The organism is Terrimicrobium sacchariphilum (assembly GCF_001613545.1).
GTDB lineage: Bacteria > Verrucomicrobiota > Verrucomicrobiia > Chthoniobacterales > Terrimicrobiaceae > Terrimicrobium > Terrimicrobium sacchariphilum.
The window spans coordinates 25,911-41,832 of the sequence record NZ_BDCO01000003.1 but is presented as its reverse complement, the minus strand read 5'-3'; the positions used below and the strand labels follow the sequence as shown (position 1 = coordinate 41,832).

The following is a 15,922-nucleotide window of genomic DNA, read 5'->3' as shown; positions in this document are numbered from 1 at the left end:
CTCATGACCCCAGACCCTGCGGCGGTCGAGTTGTTTGAGGATGCGACGGGCGATATCGCCCTGGGGGACCTCGACGCCGCAATCGAGAAATACCGGAACTGCGTCGAGATGGATGCCACGTACTTCGACGCGTGGCACGCTCTCGGCATGGCTCTGATGAAGTCCGGCCGGTATCCCGAGGCGATCGAGGCCGGACTGAAGGCGGTCGATTTGAATCCCAACGATCAGCTCGCCTGGTCGAGCCTGTCGCTCTTTTACGTCCGCAACCACCAGATCAAGGAAGCGGAGTCGGCGGGCGTGAAGGCGCGCATTCTCTCGTGGGGCGGGAAGATTCGCAAAGACGATGTCCCACTACCGCAGCAGCAGCAGCAGGAACAGTAAACCTACTCGATCAGCTGGCCAGCGAGTTCATCGGCCACCATGCGTCCCTTGCGTGTGAGCAGCCAGCGATCGCCGCAACGTGTGAGATAGCCGAGCGCAGCGAGTTCGCTGGTTTTTTCCTCGGGGACGAGGCTCACATCGACACCTCGACTTGTGCGGAGCGAAAAGGCGACCACCTCGGCCTGCCGGGTGGCGGCATCGACCGGCTCGACAAAATCGGCCCGGGTGACCCCGGCATTCACGCGAGCGACATAATCCGAAGTATCACTGACATTTTTCCAGCGCTCCCCTCCGAAGGTGGAAAAGGCGCTGGGGCCGAGGCCGATGTAGTCCGCGCCAAGCCAGTAGGCAAGATTGTGCCGGCACTCACGCCCTGCTCGGGCGTAGTTGGAAATCTCGTACTGTGCATAACCCGCACCCTCCAGCGTCTCCATCGTAAGCTCGAAAAGGGCGGCATCGACCTCAGGGTCCTGGGAGAACTCCCCACGGCCCAGACGGAGAAAATATTCCGTATCCTCCTCATAGGTAAGGCAATAAGATGAAATATGCTGTGGCTGAAGTGCAATGGTCTGGCGCAAGGTATCAACCCACTGGTCCACGGTCTGGCCGGGGATGCCAAAGATAAAGTCGAGGTTGATATTTCGGAAGCCTGCCTCACGCAGAATGGCGTAGCTACGGAGAGCCTGATCTTTTGAGTGCACGCGGCCGAGGGTTTCCAGCAGGCCGGGATCCCAGCTCTGTACTCCCATGCTGACGCGGTTGACGCCCAGTTCCCGGAGGCGTGAGGCTTTCTCCAGCGAGACGGTGGCGGGATTCATCTCGATGGTGAACTCCTCCAGTCGAGAGAAATCCATGCGCTCACGCAGGCCGGAAATGAGGTAGTCGAGTTGCGAGGTGGAAAGGGCGGTCGGAGTGCCGCCGCCGAAGAAAATCGTGCGTGGCTGGAGCCGGTCGCCCCAGAGTTCCGCCTCGCGGAGCATGGCATCGAGGTACGCGCGAGTTTTATTCCGATCGCTTGCCTCCTTGTAAAAACTGCAATACGGGCACACCTTCGGACAGAATGGAATGTGCGCGTAGAGATGTTCGACCATGGCTGAGGGGCCACGGTAGCAGAAAATGGGCAGTCGCGTGGATGTTTTGTGCAGGGATTGTCGGCGGAATGGCGATGGCCCAGTCGGATCTGCCTCCCCCGCCCCCGAAATCGAAGGTTTACTACGCGATCGACGGCTCCGCACTTTCAGAAGGAAACCGGGCCAATCCACGCACGGTCCAGCGCATGGTGGACTCTCTCATCTGCAATCTCGCCCAGAAGCCGACGGTAGCGCAGGCCTGGGCAAAGTACGTCACGCCATCCGATGTGGTGGGTATCAAGGTTTCCGCCAGCGGACAGGCGACAAGCGGCACACATCCGGAGGTGGTCGACGCCATCGCTCGTGGACTCATCGAATCCGGCGTACCGGCCCGCAACATCATCGTGTGGGATCGCAATATCGATGACCTGCTGGCGGCGGGATTTCGCAAGGACAATCCACTCTACATCCTCCAGGGCATCGATCCGCAGAACGGCTACGACCAGGACGCACAGGTGAGCGCGCCGGTACTGGGCAAGCTGATCTGGGGAGACAGCCAGTTTGGCAAACGAGACGGCTCGCGCATCTCCGACCGTCTCTCCAACGGCGACCAGCTCAGCAGCCGGAGCTTCTTTGCCAAGGTACTGAGCAAGTCGGTAACGAAAGTGATCAATGTGCCGGCGATGACTGACAGTTTCATGACGGGAATCAATGGCGGGATCGTCAATATGACAGTCTTCAACCTCGATAACTGGCGACGGTTTGGTCAGGCCTCGATGGACGGCGGATCGTATCTCGCGGAGGTTTACGCCGATGAACTGGTAAAGGACAAGGTGGCGCTCACAATGATGGATGCGCTCGTGATCCAGTATGCGGGCGGACCGATGCCGAATCCGAACTTTGCCGTGAACAACTTCACCATCTTTGCCAGCACGGATGTCATCGCAATCGACGCCACGGCAGTGCGACTGATTGACGAACTGCGCAAGGGCAGCAAGCTGCCTTCCATCAAGCCGGCATGCGCCTGGATCGAATCGGGAGCGCAACTGGGGCTGGGTCAGTTCTCCGAGACTCGCACGGAGTTGCTCCGGGTGGGAGTGGAAGCCCTGCGGTGATGCCTGAGATCGACTGGCGCCTGCTCCGCGAGGTCTCGCGATCGTTTTATCTTACCCTGCGCCTGCTGCCTCCCCGCGTACGCCCCACGATCGCACTGGCCTATCTGCTCGCCCGGCTCTCGGACACCAAGGCAGATGGAGCGACCTCCGATTCCGAGAGAGAACTGCTCGCGAGAGAGGACGAGCTTCGCGCGGCATTGAAGGCCAGCGAGGACCGTGAGGAAATCGCCTCGGTCTGGGCGACCATCCAGGAAGGGCAGGACTTTGACGGCTCCCGCTTCCCCCCCGGCGCGCCCCCGCTCAGCGCCGCGGAACTCGATCGCTACACCTATCTCGTGGCGGGCTGCGTGGGAGAATTCTGGACCCGCGTTTGCACGAAACATCTGCCGCACTTTGCCAGTCTGCCGCACGAGGAAATGCTGGAGGCGGGGGTGCAATTTGGCAAAGGGCTGCAATACGTGAACGTGCTGCGCGACCGCGCGGCGGATTCGTCTCTCGGGCGGGTTTATCTCCGCCCAGAATCCATCAGTCATGCGCTGGCGGTGGCACGGGGGCACTTGCTCGGCGCGGAGAAATACGTGAAGGCGCTACGGATTCGCCGCCTGCGCATGGCATGCGCGCTGCCGCTGCTGCTCGGGCGCGAGACGCTCGAATTGATCGAGAAGAATCCCGGCGCCCCGCGCGTGAAAGTCGCCCGCAGCCGGGTCTGGCTCCTGCTGGCGAGGAGCGTGATTTACTAAAAGCCGGCCTATTCCTCAGCGGAAGGCACGGCCCACTCACGCAGAATGACAGCGAGGCGCTTTACGCCAGGTTCATCGAGGAGCGAGGCGACCGGATTGGTCACACGCTCGACAAATCCCTCGGGAATGGCATTAAGCCAGGCATTCTCCACATCGCGACCCTGGTCGGAGCCGAGAATGACGCCTGCGGGGCCGTCAAGGGGTGCCGGGCGATAGGCTCGGGTAGCGCGGAGATGGGCCTCGCCTGCGGGCGTGGCGGGAATTTCGCGCTGCGCAGCCTGACCGGAGAACAGGCGGGTGAACGAACGCAGCCAGACCTTGCCGCCCTGCAATTCCGGCGGCGTGCCGGCTAGGGCAAGGTAATGCACGGGACGGTTCGTCTCGCGAAGCTGGCGAGCCATTTCGTAGGCGAGCAGAGCGCCGTAACCATAGCCGAAGAGGTGATAGGGACCGACAGGGTCGAGATCAATGAGAGCGCGTACAAGCGCGGCGGCTTCGTCCTCGACAGCCTCATGGCAGGACTCAGGCTGGTGAAAGCCGCGGGCTGCTGTGGCATAAATAGTCCAGTCTCCGCGCAGAGTCGCAGCCAGCGAATCATACACAGCGGGATCGCCGCCTGCGTCGTGGACGAGGATGAGGTTCGGCGTGGAAGGTTCACGGCTGAGCAGGACGAGAGGCTCCCAATCGCGGCGCACGGGCTGCGGGGCCGGCTGCGGCGCGGACTCGGCGGCAACGGAAGACTCAGCCGGACGCGCCTCGGGAACCCGGGGGGCTGCGGAGGCTTTCGGAGCGGGCGCAGGCTCGGGTTTGGCCTGTTGCTTCGGCTTGGCGATTCTCGCGGGGGTCGGAAGGGCGGCAACCTTCAATTCGCCCACGGGAGTGACGGGAAACAGGTCGACCTCCTGAACAAAGTCGATTTTGCGAGCGGAGGACAGGACGCCATTGATCTGCTCCAGCGCATTCGCGGGAAGTGCATCGGACTTGCGCAAAACCCATGCGCCACGACGCGAGTCGACTTCGGCAACAACGGTATCGAGCACGCCGAGAGTCTGGCGGATTTTCGCCTCGGCACAGCTCTCCGTGAGGAAATAAAACGCGCCGTGCTCGTCGCGCCAGGCAGGCATTTTCCACTCCTGGTCACCATCAATGAGCTTGATCAGAGCCTCCCCCTCGATATGCGGCGGAAGGTCGCGGCCGAGAGCGTCGACAAACGTGACAGACAGGCCAGGGGTCGGAAAACCCGTGGCGGGCAGGGTCGCTGCGGAGCCGCCTTTCACGAACGAGCGGATGCCGAGACCGGCATTCGACACCGGGCTCCAGAAGATGTGGGTGGCGATTTCCTCCCCGGCAAAGGTCAGCCATTCCGCGAAGAGATCAGCAGGCACGGCATCGGCCTCAATGGCGACGGCACGAAGCGATTCTGGAAGTGTAACGGAGCCACGGCGAAGCTCGGCGAGGAGATTGCGCCACTGGAAGAGACTGAGGCGGAGGTGGGTGGGATTCCACGCAAAGCTGGAAGCGACCGAGGCCGTCGGCGGCAGGAGGATCGTCGCCCCAGACGCAAGAGCGGAAAGCAGCACCTCGAGGAATGCGCCTGTGCCCGCGGAAAAATTCAGCGGAATGCTTGAACCGGGGCGCAGCCGCCAGCGGGCGATGGATTCCTTGAGGACGGAGCCGACGAAATCGGGCTGGATCGAGGCGACCCTTGGGGCGGGATCGCTCTCGGTGCCGAGCAGGAGGTACGCTGTCTTGGGCTCGTGGCTGATCTTTTCGAAAACCGGGGCGGCGGCAATCGTCTCCCAGTGCTGGTCGATGACCAGAACGCGGCGGGAGCCTCCCTCAAAAAATGATGCGGTCCGGGAATCGCAAATGACGAGTTCGGCATCGCAGGAGGCGGCCTTGTCGGCGAGCCATTCGCGGGCGGCCTCGGGATCAAGCGCGACGCAGGTGTCGCCCGCGAGGGCGATGCCCAGCAGGGCCACGGGCAGCCAGGGAGTGGGCACGAGACACACGGCGATCACCCAGCCCTCAGCGAGATTTTCCTGCTTGAGATAGGACGCAAGCGACCGGGCATGAGAAAGGAGGTCGCCGTAGGAAAGAGCGGCCTCGCCCTCGCCCTGCACGGCAAGCTCGGTGGAGAGCTTCGCCGCGGTGTCGCAGATACGCTCCTCGAAGCTCTTGCCCGCAGAGGGCAGCGGCACACAGGTCACGGCAGGAAGGGTATCGGTATCGAGCGCGCCAGTCAGGGCGCCAAGCTCGATCTCGGGATCTGCCAATACCCCCGCAATGGCCGACAGGAGCCGCGCGAGCACGCGGTCGGCCTGCTCGGAAGTCCAGCGATCGGCGGTGTAGAAAACCTCGAGCGAAATGCGGGAGCCATCGTGCAGGTCGATGGAGACCGGCGTCAGCGGACGGCCCATGATCTTGGCATCGAAATTCATCCAGCGCGGCTGAGCGGCTTGAATGCGGTCGCTGACGGACGCGGGCAGCGAGCGGAAGGCGATCGGGTATTCCGCAAGGCGGCGACCGAGGACAGGGAGGATGCCCGGAAGCGAAACCCCGGCGTGCGCGGCGCGGTCCTGTTCGTCAAGTTCGAAGGCGGTGATCCAGTCCGAAAAGGTCTGGCTTCCTTTCAGCGAAACCGGGGTGGGCAGAAGATGCGAGACGCCGGGAGGATTCGAGAGCCAGGTGAAGTCGGGAGCGGAGCCGAGGCGGCCGATGACGATGGCGGCGACGCCCTGAATAAGCGTGCCGAGGCTGACGCCGAGTTTCGATGCGGCGTTGTGGAGTCCGCGGGAGTCGTCGCGCTGGTAAAGGTGGGAAACGGAGGCCGGGGTGCGCAGGGCGTCCGAAGCAGGATGGAGAGCCAGCGTGAACGGTGCCGCCTTGGCGTGTTCCTTCCACCAATCCGTCGAGGCATCGCCGGAGGACGTGGCGGGAATCTCGGTTTCATGCGCCGGAGCATGTCCATCAATGGCGGCGAGATATTCCGAGAGGAGCCGGTAGATTTCCTCCTCGCTCAGGAGGCACTGCGGGAAGGTCAGGAGCAGGTGCGTCCCGCCGCCCGGGAGCTCGATAGTGACACCGCGGAAAAGCGGCGCACCCTCGAGGGCAAAAGACATTTCGGCTTCCGAGGCCAGCAACGCGCCCCACTGGACCGGGATGCCCTCACGGTCATCCTTTGTCCAATCGAGATGCTGCCAGCGCATTTCTCTCGCTGCGGCCTCGCGAAGCACGCAGCCCTCGGGCGTCTGGTAGATGCCCGCGCGCAGGAGCGCCTTGGCCGCCAGCAGGCTGTTCCAGGTGTCCCGGATTTTCCCAGCTTCGATTTTTTCACCGAAGCTGACGGAAAGCTGGGCATTTTGCACAGCGGGGTCCGCCGCTTCCTTGTGGAGGAAAACGGCGGTGGAAAGACCGGCGGAGGCAGAGGAGTCGCGCATGGAGAGAGATCGGGAGTGGGTACTACTAGAGACCGGCGTCGGTGACAGCGCCGAGCGAGGCGGTGGTCACGCTGGCAGCGTACTTGGCGAGCACGCCACGGCGGTACCGGGGCTTCGGACGCTTCCACTTGGCGAGGCGGTCGGAGATTTCCTTCTTGGAGAGGCCGAGCGTGAGAGTGCGGGTGACGGCGTCGATGGTGATCGCGTCGCCGTTTTTGACGATGGCCAGCGGGCCGCCATCGAACGCCTCGGGCGTGATGTGGCCGACGACAAAGCCATGCGTACCGCCGGAGAAGCGTCCGTCCGTGATGAGGGCGACATCCTTTCCGAGGCCGCGGCCCATGACGGCACTGGTAGGCGAGAGCATCTCGCGCATGCCGGGACCGCCGCGCGGCCCTTCGTAGCGGATGACGATGACGTCGCCCTTCTTGATCTTGCCGTCGAGGATGGCCGACATCGCGGTCTCCTCGCTATCAAAAACGCGGGCTTTGCCGCTGAAGCGCTCGCCCTCCTTGCCGCTGATCTTGGCCACGGAACCGTCGGGCGCGAGGTTACCACGCAGGATGACGAGATGGCTCTCGGGCTTGAGGGGCTTCTTGAGCGGGGCGATGATCTGCTGGCCCTTCGGGTAGGGTTTGAAGGCGGCGAGGTTTTGTTTGAGCGTCTTGCCGGTGACGGTGAGGCAGTCGCCGTGGAGGAGGCCCGCGTGGAGCAGGTCCTTCATCATCGGGACGATGCCGCCGATCTCGACGAGCTGGCTCATGAGGAAACGGCCGCTCGGCTTGAGATCAGCCAATACCGGCACGCGCTTGCCGATGCGGGTGAAGTCGTCGATCGTGAGCTTCACGTTGGCCGCGTGGGCGATGGCGAGGAGATGCAGCACGGCATTGGTCGAACCACCAAGGGCGATGACCACGGTGATGGCGTTCTCCAGGGATTCCTTCGAGAAGATATCCGATGGGCGGATGCCGCGCTTCAGGAGATTCAAAACCGCAGCGCCTGCCTCGCGGCAGTCCTTCACCTTGTGGGCGGAAACGGCAGCCTGGGCCGAGCTGTTGGGTAGGCTGAGGCCCATGGCCTCGATGGCGGATGCCATCGTATTGGCTGTGTACATGCCGCCGCAGGAGCCGGGGCCGGGAATCGCGCAGGACTCGACCTCGTGCATTTCCTTCGGAGTGATCTTGCCCGCAGCCTCCGCGCCGACCGCCTCAAAGACGGAGACGACGTCGAGGTTTTTGCCATTCAGGCAGCCCGGCAGAATGGTTCCTCCGTACACAAACACGGCGGGGCGGTCCAGGCGGGCGATGGCAATACAGCAGCCCGGCATGTTCTTGTCACAGCCGCCGATGGCGACGAAGCCGTCGAAACCCTGGCAGCCCACGACCGTCTCAATGGAGTCGGCGATGACCTCGCGCGACACGAGCGAGTATTTCATCCCCTCGGTGCCCATGGAGATGCCATCGGAGATGGTGATGGTGTTGAAAATGGTGGCCTTCCCGCCCGCGCCGTCGACGCCGATGGCTGCCTCGCGGGCAAGCTGGTCGATGTGCATGTTGCACGGAGTGACCATGCTCCAGGTCGACGCGACGCCGATCTGGGATTTGCTGAAATCGCTGTCCTTGTACCCGACGGGGTAGAGCATGGCGCGACTGGGCGCGCGGCTCTCGCCATCGAGCACGAGTGAGGAGTGGGGGCGAAGGTTGGGCTTCGTGCGGGTCTTGGAGCTCATTTGTGGAAGGTTGGGAGTCTAGTGGGTCGCGTCTCTCTAGGCAAGGGCGGCAGGGCGGGCGGAATCAGCGGCGGATTTTGGATTCCACCGTTTTCAGGGCATCGCGCACGGACTCGGTCAACTCCGGGCCGAGACCGGGAATCTCGAGGGCCTTGTGGTAGGCTGCGGCGGCCTGTGGGGCGTCGCCGATGAGGACGTAGGCCTGGCCGAGATAGACGTAGTAATTCGGCGGTATGGCGAGGCCCTGCCGTTGCGAGACAGCAATGAGTTTCTGCAAAGTCTCGGCCTCGGTATGGGAGTCGCGGAGTTCGCGGCAAACGCGGGCGTAGAGGAAGAGCGTATAGGTGTCATTGGGTGCGCGCTCCATCAACTGGCGAGCCAGCGGCTCGGCCTTGTCGGGGCGGCCGGTCTCGAGAAGGGCGAGGGTCTTGAGCAGCAGCGCGTAGGAGGAACGCGGATCGGCGGAAAGAGCACGGTCGGCGAACCCCAGGGAATCCGCCCAGCGCTTGTGCCCGGCCTCGATGGCGGCGGCGTAGGAGAGGACCGTGGCGTCGTTGCCGGCGAGTTTGAGGGCGCGGGTGATGCAATCGCGTGCGCTGCGGGTGTCGCGGAGAGCCTCGTAGCGATCGGCCAGCGCAGCGAGATAGACAGCGGTTTCGCGGTCGCTGCCGAGCTGGAATTTCATGGGGTCGAACTCATGCGGAGTCGCCCCGGCGCCACGGAGAAAGACGTAGCCTTGGTTCGTCACGGCGGCGAGATGCCAGTCGGGCGAGTCGAGGAGGTGATTGAGGAGCGGGCGAAATTCGATGTTCGGCCCGGTGAGAATGACGGTCTGCCAGTCAGATTTCCGCAATTGTTCGCGCCAGGCGGCAGTATCGTTGGCCAGTTTGAAGGCGGCGGCCTCGGTAAGGTCTTTCGCGGCCGCCGGATCGCGCAGGACAACAAACGGAAGGCCGGAACGGGAAACGAAGAGCGGGCCACCCTTCCATTCGTCGAGAAGGTTGAACGGGCCGTTCAGCTCCCGGGATTGCACGAAGCTCCGATCGAGGGTCGCCATCTGAACGATCGCGAGGGCGCAGGCCCCGAGATACGCGAGGGCGGCCAGACCGCCAGCCAGCCATTGCCACAGACGCGGGCGGAGTTGCCAGGCGAGGAGCAGGAGGGCGGTCAGGATGCCACCGATGGCGAAGCCCTTGAAAAAACCCATCACCGCCACGAGAAAGCCCAGGCCGCTCGCACCGCCGAGCCTCCAAAGGAGGCCGGAGACACCATCCAAGGACGTATGAAGCTCCGGGATAAAGAGTTGCGGATACATCCCACGGGCGGCGGAAGCCCAGCTTTCCAAGGCCGGTCCCACCAGCAACGCCGGGACGAGCCAGAGAAGCCCGCAAATGGCCGCACCCAAAACAACAATCGCAGCGTAACGGAGGAGTCGACTTCTGAGCATTTCGATGGATGGTACCCTACAACGAAATTTCCATGAAACGAGCAATACTCACCCTTCTTGCCATGACATTCTTCGGACTCTTCGGTAACGCCGCCCCTCTCGAGGTCGGTTCACCCGCCCCCACCCCTGCCGCCATCGACCAGGACGGCAAACCGCTCGACCTCGCGGCGATCTACGCCAAGGGGGTCACCCTGGTGTATTTCTACCCAAAAGCCGACACACCGGGCTGCACAAAGCAGGCCTGCTCGCTACGCGACTCCTACGCCAGCCTCGGCGGCGCGAGCATCCAGGTCGTGGGCGTGAGCAAGGACACGGTCGAGGCGCAGAAAAAATTCCAAGAGAAATACAACCTCCCCTTCCCTCTCATCGCCGACCATGACGGCAAGGTGGCCGAGGCGTTCCATGTCGATCTGATCCCTGTCGTGGGCATCACGCAGCGCCAGTCTTTCCTCGTGAAAGACGGAAAAATCGCCTGGGTGAACCCGAAGGCGAAGACCGAGGGAGCAGCCGATGAAGTGCGCCAGGCGGCCGCGGCGTTGAAGTAATTCGCACAGAGAGCGCTTGCCATTCCTCGAAAAACGAGGAATATACGCCGTTCGCTTTCCCGATACCCGCTTGAGCTTCGCTCCCGGCGCGGTATAAAGAAAGAGACCCGGGTTGGTAGCTCAATGGTAGAGCAGCGCCCTTTTAAGGCGTTGGTTGTGGGTTCGAGTCCCACCCAACCCATGTTTTTCTTGGTTCCCTACTACCCTTGCTCGTTCCCAACCAACTGGGCCGACATTCTTCGGTTGCAACGAAAATCAAAACCGGAATACATATCTCAAAGGACTTTGCGGAGGCGCGACAATGTTACGATTTTCGGACAGACACTCAGGGTCCAAATCATTTTTCCATTGCAATGACTATTCTCCGAAAGCTGCCAAAGAAACAGGAAGAACGTATCCTTCAGTTCCTCGCAGGCCTAAGCATAAAATTCGCAAACTCTACCCATAAGTGGCTTATGCGATGCCAATGGGAACGATCACCGCAGCCCGAGCACTTCGACCATCACATTGATCTCTTTCATCAATGGCTTACCCATCGAAATAACCTATGGATAGAACGAGGTTGCTTCGGCTCCTTGTCGCTAAAGGGAGGAAAAGTCCTTGAGCTTGCGTGCGGAGATGGATTTAACGCTCGAAACTTCTACAGCCTTCGTTCTCAGTCCGTGATTGCGTGCGATTTCGACCCAGCCGCCATAGAGACGGCAAAAAACAAAAACTCTGCTCCGAACGTGACATTTGTCCTCGCCGACATCCGAACACAAATGCCAACGGGATCCTTTGAGAATATTGTCTGGGACGCAGCCATCGAGCACTTCACTCCGGATGAAATCAATGCGTTGATGAAGGCCATCAAAGCGCGATTGGCTCCAGGCGGGATACTTTCCGGGTATACCATCGTGGAAAAGAGCGACGGGAAGCAACTTAGTCACCATGAATATGAGTTCAAGGACAAGGAAGATCTCCTCTCATTTTTAAAACCGCACTTCGAGCATGTAACCGTGTTCGAAACAATCTTTCCATCGCGGCATAATCTCTATTTTTGGGCATCGGATTCACAGGAAGCCATTCCTTTTGACGACAGTTGGGCCGCCATGACTCGCAAATAAGCCAGCTATTCCAGGGAGTGTCTTCAGGCACCACCGGCCGCCCCCTTTGCCTGGATTGGCGAACCGTTTTTATCAGAAGCACATTGCTCTCTGCTTCCTCGACCTTCGCGTCGTCAGGCCAAAAGGCAAGAGCGCGCAGCTAGTCTCAACTTTCCATTTCGGAACAGCTACGCCCTTTATTCAGAATATCTTTGTCGACCAGCGCACTTCCAGAGCTACCAAAACAGCTTGGTCGGGACGTTGCAATGTGAGGAAAACGCAACAGAACAGTACTAAAATAGGGGGACTCCCGATCAAGGTGCGGGTTGGAAATAAGCTACCTTTTCAAATCCCCCAAGGGCAACCAGGGCTTGGTCCTGTCTGGGCTTTCCGGAAAACCAATATCGAAACCAAGGTCTGCAACAGCCGGTATCTCTCTCTCGGATTGGCTCCTCACTTCCGATAGTTTGTGATTCAGTTGTTCGTTCGTGTGAACAGGTGTTAAGTCTGCCATCCCCCGTCAATGCCGGGAAATGAAGCGAACTCGCTCCTTGAACAAGACTGCTTCTACACCCGACCCACCAAACTCGCGACGACAGCCAGGAGTTCGCCGGTTTCCACCGGTTTGGCAACGTGCATCTGAAAGCCCGCGAGAACGGCGCTGGTGCGATCCTCGCTGCGAGCGTAAGCGGTGAGAGCGATGGCCGGGACAGCCCCTCCCTGCTCGGCCGGGAGTTGGCGGATGCGCTTGATCAGCGAAATGCCATCCTCGCGTGGCATGCCGATATCACTGAGCAGCACGGAAGGCGGGTTTTTCCGGAGCATTTCAAAGGCCTCGGCAGCACAGTCCGCCATCTGGACCTCGGCTCCCTGGGCCGTGAGGAGATGGCAGGACAGCGCGCGGGCGTCGGGCTCGTCGTCGACCACGAGCACGCGCACGCCATCGAGGCGCGGAAGGGACTCAAGGGGCCGTGGTTTTTCCGGCAGGCTCTTCGGGTGGCGGCGCTCCGCCGGGGGGTGAGCATGAATCGGGAGAAGCGGCAGGGAAACTGTGAAGGTGGCGCCCTGATGAGGTCCGGGACTCTCGGCATGCACGCTCCCTCCATGCAACTCGACGAGTTGACGGACGATGGCCAGCCCAAGGCCCAGGCCGCCATGGCCCCGGGTCGAGGAGGAGTCGGCCTGCACGAAGCGGTCAAAGACATAGGGCAGGAACTCCGGGGCAAGGCCCTCGCCATTATCGGCCACGCTCACCTCGATGTGCGAGTCGACCCGCTGCAGGATGATCTGCACGCGGCCGCCGCGTGGGGTGAACTTGATGGCGTTGGAGAGGAGATTCCAGAAAACCTGCTGGAGACGATTCGGGTCGCCGCTGACCGGGCCGGCCGAACCATCAAGGATGGGCTGAAGGCGCACGCCTTTTGCCGTAGCGGCGGGACGAACGGTCTCGACGGAGGACTCGATGATCTTGCTCAACTCGACATGCTGAACGTCGAGGCGAACCTTGCCGGAGATGATGCGATTCATATCCAGCAGGTCGTCGATGATCTGAGCCTGCATGCGGGCGTTGCGCTCGATGATTTTCGCTGCTTCCTGAAGCTGGGGCGGCAGCCCGGCATCGTCGCGCAGGATCTGCGCCCATCCGAGGATGGCGCTCAGGGGTGTGCGCAACTCGTGGGAGAGCGTAGCGAGGAACTCATCCTTCATCCGGCTGGCTCGCTCGGCTTCCGTGCGCGCCGTCCGTTCGGCATGGATGATGCGCTCGCGCTGATCCTCGAGGGTCAGCTTGTCCTCGATATCGGTGCAGGTGCCGACCCACTCGCGGATCAAGCCGGCGACATCCAGCACCGGCACGCCAATAATGAGCATGCGGCGAAATACGCCATCGCGGCGGCGAATACGCACGGTGGCCTGAAATTTCAGCCCGGGCGGATCGGATTGTTTCCAGGAGTCGCCCATATGGCCGCGATCATCCGGATGCACCGCATCCATCCAGCCCCGGCCGGAGTATTGGGCACGCGTTTGCCCGGTGAAGGTCTCCCATCCCGCGACCTCGCTGAGGATGTTGCCATGCTTGTCCGCCTGCCAGACGATGAGAGCCGTGGCACCGACGAGGGAGCGGAAGCGGAGTTCGCTCTCGGTGAGGGCGAGATTGGAGTAGACCCGTTCGATATAGTTCCATGACCGCTCGACCACCTCCTCCAGCAGGGTGATCTCGTTGGTCTTCCAAACACGGGGCTGCATGTGATGCACAGCCATGAGGGCTGCCAGTTTACCCTTCTTGATGAGAGGGCAGCAGATCAACGCCCGGACATCGACCACCTTCAGCGCCTCGGCTCCATCGTTCGGCGCGAGATGGGTGTCGACATCATTGATCACGATGGTCTTGCCCGCACGGAGATCCGAATAAATCTCGCGGCCAAAGCCCGAGAGCCGGAAATCCCCGACGATGGAGCCGCAACCGTCGGTGAAATTATCCATGATGGTGAAGCCATCCTCATCGAGATGCACCACCGCGTAGGCGCAGCGGTTCACTCCCAAAAAGAGACCGAGTCGCTCCGAGATGATGCTCATGACCTCTGCCGGGCTGGTCAGCTCGCGTGTTTCCTCGGAGATACCGTTGAGAAACTCCAGCCGGCGGGCGATCTCCTCGTAAAGCTGCTGCTGATGCCGGAGTTCCTGCTCAATCTCCTTGGACGATGTAATATCGACCGTGATGCCGTCGAACCGGGTCGGCCTGCCTGTCTCATCGTAGAACCCTCGCCCGATGGCGCGAATCCAGCGAATCTTTCCCTCCGGAGAGACCGTACGATAGGCGATGTCGTAGCGTTGGCGTTCGTTCAGCGTACTCTCAATGGCTAGGCGGGTATGCTCGCGATCGTCAGGATGGATGATGTCGAAGAACTGATCGATGGAAACCTCGGCATCTGGCGGCAGCCAGAAATGCTCCTTGCACTTGGCATTCCACTCCAGAGCCCCAAAGGGGAGCGGGCAATAGAACGTCCCCAGCTCCGAAGCCTCCAAGGCCAGATCCAGGCGTTCTCGGGTTGTCTGTAGTTCGACATCGGGAGACGGTATGGTGGTCATATCGTTCGAGGCGTAACGCCAGCGCTTCATGGAAACCCCGAGAGCCGCAGAGCGCCATCAGGTCGGTTCCTGAGGGAGCATTCAGGCTGAGTATGGGTATTGCCGCCCTACCCGAAAAACAGTTCCGTCTGGACGGGACGATCGGAGGGAACAGGAACGGGGGCGGTAATGAAGGTGGGCTGGATTTCTCCAGTGGGGAGGATTTCGCCAAGGTGCGGGAAGCGGGGGTGGCGGAAGTAGGCGAGCTCCTCGGGCGTGGCGAGGCGGGTGATGACGCGAGCGGGACGGTAGGGTTTACCCTTGCCGGGAATCTCAGGTGAAACGACGAAAAGGAGGTTTGCACCTGCGGGGGCGCGGCTCCAGCGGAGTTCGCGGGTGTCGTCGGAGCGCTCGGCGATCTCATCGACAGGATATTGGGCCAGAGTGTTGCCTTCGCGACGTATCCACCAATCGATCTTTTCCTCCTGGGCGAAGCTGGTCCAGACTCCGGTCACCTCGCCTTCCGGGGTCTCGAGGATGATCTCGTCGCCCGGCTTAGTGATGATGCCTTTGGACTTGAAGCGCGCGCACATAAGGTCAGGCTGGGTGAAGAAAGGACGTCGTGCCCCACTCATCCCCCATCCCAACGGTCCACCCAAGCAAAAAACACGGGCGAATCGTGTTAATTGCAGGGAGTCTGGCGCTCCTGTGTCTCGCGGGGCTTTCCGGGCAGGCGGCAGATCGCACGCTCGGGCCGACGAGCGTTTCGCTGAACGAGTTTCAGCTTATGCTGGGGGATTTTGCACGGCAGTATCTCCAGGACATTGACGAACAGCCGATCGAGGCCGGGACGGTGCTGGCGGCGGCGATGAAGAGTGAGACGCTGGAAAATTACCCATACATACGCCAGCAGACGCTCGCCATCCTGCGAGAACTGACCAGCCTGCCGGGGGCAAAAACCAAGGCAGCTGCCGAGGTAGGAGCGGTGCGAGCGGCGGACAAACCAATCAGCAGCCTGCTCCCGGACAATGAATGGGTGGCGGAGGAGAAAGATCGGCGGAAGGAGAATTTTGCCGCCCGCCGTCGGTCGGCCGAAAAAACCATCTCCAACTGCCTCAATATCCTTCAGCAAATCTCACAAACCCAGCGGGGGCAACAGTTTGCCCTCCTCGGCAGCGACCCGCTCCTGGAGGCGATGCGCAAGGCAGCCGAGAAGAACAAAAAGGAAGAATAGCCCCACACACAATGTTGCCGCCCCGCAAACTCACACACGTGTAGGAAATTCGCATTGCGAGCGCCTGCCA

12 protein-coding genes and 1 tRNA gene are annotated in these 15,922 nt (G+C 61.5%); 7 read left to right on the top strand and 6 right to left on the bottom strand.

The window, feature by feature from the left end:
• Positions 1-3 precede the first annotated feature (3 nt).
• Positions 4-381: a tetratricopeptide repeat protein gene (locus TSACC_RS17800; RefSeq protein ID WP_075080831.1), complete on the top strand. Its 378-nt coding sequence runs from the start codon at positions 4-6 to the stop codon at positions 379-381.
• A gap of 2 nt (positions 382-383) precedes the next feature.
• Here TSACC_RS17800 and hemW read toward each other — a convergent pair whose 3' ends face one another.
• Positions 384-1,472 (bottom strand): radical SAM family heme chaperone HemW, encoded by a 1,089-nt coding sequence (gene hemW / locus TSACC_RS17795; protein WP_075080830.1) that lies wholly within the window; start codon positions 1,470-1,472, stop codon positions 384-386.
• 74 nt (positions 1,473-1,546) lie between these two features.
• Between hemW and TSACC_RS17790 the strand changes: the two genes are divergently transcribed.
• Together TSACC_RS17790 and TSACC_RS17785 are read left to right on the top strand one after the other, a co-directional pair.
• Entirely contained in the window at positions 1,547-2,566 is a 1,020-nt protein-coding gene (locus TSACC_RS17790; protein WP_237764017.1) for a DUF362 domain-containing protein, read from the top strand.
• Positions 2,566-3,306: a phytoene/squalene synthase family protein gene (locus tag TSACC_RS17785; protein WP_075080828.1), complete on the top strand. Its 741-nt coding sequence runs from the start codon at positions 2,566-2,568 to the stop codon at positions 3,304-3,306. The genes TSACC_RS17790 and TSACC_RS17785 overlap by 1 nt, the downstream gene beginning before the upstream one ends.
• Positions 3,307-3,314: 8 nt before the next feature.
• Here TSACC_RS17785 and TSACC_RS17780 read toward each other — a convergent pair whose 3' ends face one another.
• The 3 genes from TSACC_RS17780 to TSACC_RS17770 form a co-directional block, all read right to left on the bottom strand.
• Positions 3,315-6,746: a thioesterase domain-containing protein gene (locus TSACC_RS17780; RefSeq protein ID WP_075080827.1), complete on the bottom strand. Its 3,432-nt coding sequence runs from the start codon at positions 6,744-6,746 to the stop codon at positions 3,315-3,317.
• Positions 6,747-6,771: 25 nt separating this feature from the next.
• Positions 6,772-8,475, bottom strand: a complete 1,704-nt coding sequence (gene ilvD, locus TSACC_RS17775) for a dihydroxy-acid dehydratase (RefSeq protein ID WP_075080826.1) — start codon at positions 8,473-8,475, stop codon at positions 6,772-6,774.
• Positions 8,476-8,539: 64 nt separating this feature from the next.
• Positions 8,540-9,922: a tetratricopeptide repeat protein gene (locus TSACC_RS17770; RefSeq protein WP_075080825.1), complete on the bottom strand. Its 1,383-nt coding sequence runs from the start codon at positions 9,920-9,922 to the stop codon at positions 8,540-8,542.
• 32 nt (positions 9,923-9,954) lie between these two features.
• Here TSACC_RS17770 and TSACC_RS17765 point away from each other — a divergent pair, with 32 nt between their 5' ends.
• The 3 genes from TSACC_RS17765 (at position 9,955) to TSACC_RS17755 (ending at position 11,573) form a co-directional block, all read left to right on the top strand.
• Complete coding sequence (locus TSACC_RS17765) at positions 9,955-10,467, top strand: peroxiredoxin (protein ID WP_075080824.1); 513 nt, start codon at positions 9,955-9,957, stop codon at positions 10,465-10,467.
• 109 nt (positions 10,468-10,576) lie between these two features.
• Positions 10,577-10,648, top strand: a tRNA-Lys gene (locus TSACC_RS17760).
• Positions 10,649-10,820: 172 nt separating this feature from the next.
• A complete protein-coding gene (locus TSACC_RS17755; RefSeq protein WP_084400639.1) occupies positions 10,821-11,573 on the top strand; it encodes a class I SAM-dependent methyltransferase in 753 nt (250 codons plus the stop codon).
• A 546-nt stretch (positions 11,574-12,119) separates the two neighbouring features.
• Here the strand turns inward: TSACC_RS17755 and TSACC_RS17750 are convergent.
• Both TSACC_RS17750 and TSACC_RS17745 read right to left on the bottom strand, forming a co-directional pair.
• Complete coding sequence (locus tag TSACC_RS17750) at positions 12,120-14,669, bottom strand: ATP-binding protein (protein WP_075080822.1); 2,550 nt, start codon at positions 14,667-14,669, stop codon at positions 12,120-12,122.
• Positions 14,670-14,746: 77 nt separating this feature from the next.
• Entirely contained in the window at positions 14,747-15,211 is a 465-nt protein-coding gene (locus tag TSACC_RS17745) for a hypothetical protein (RefSeq protein WP_075080821.1), read from the bottom strand.
• 86 nt (positions 15,212-15,297) lie between these two features.
• Between TSACC_RS17745 and TSACC_RS17740 the strand changes: the two genes are divergently transcribed.
• Positions 15,298-15,852, top strand: coding sequence for a hypothetical protein (locus TSACC_RS17740; RefSeq protein WP_075080820.1), 555 nt, complete (start codon positions 15,298-15,300; stop codon positions 15,850-15,852).
• Positions 15,853-15,922 lie beyond the last annotated feature (70 nt).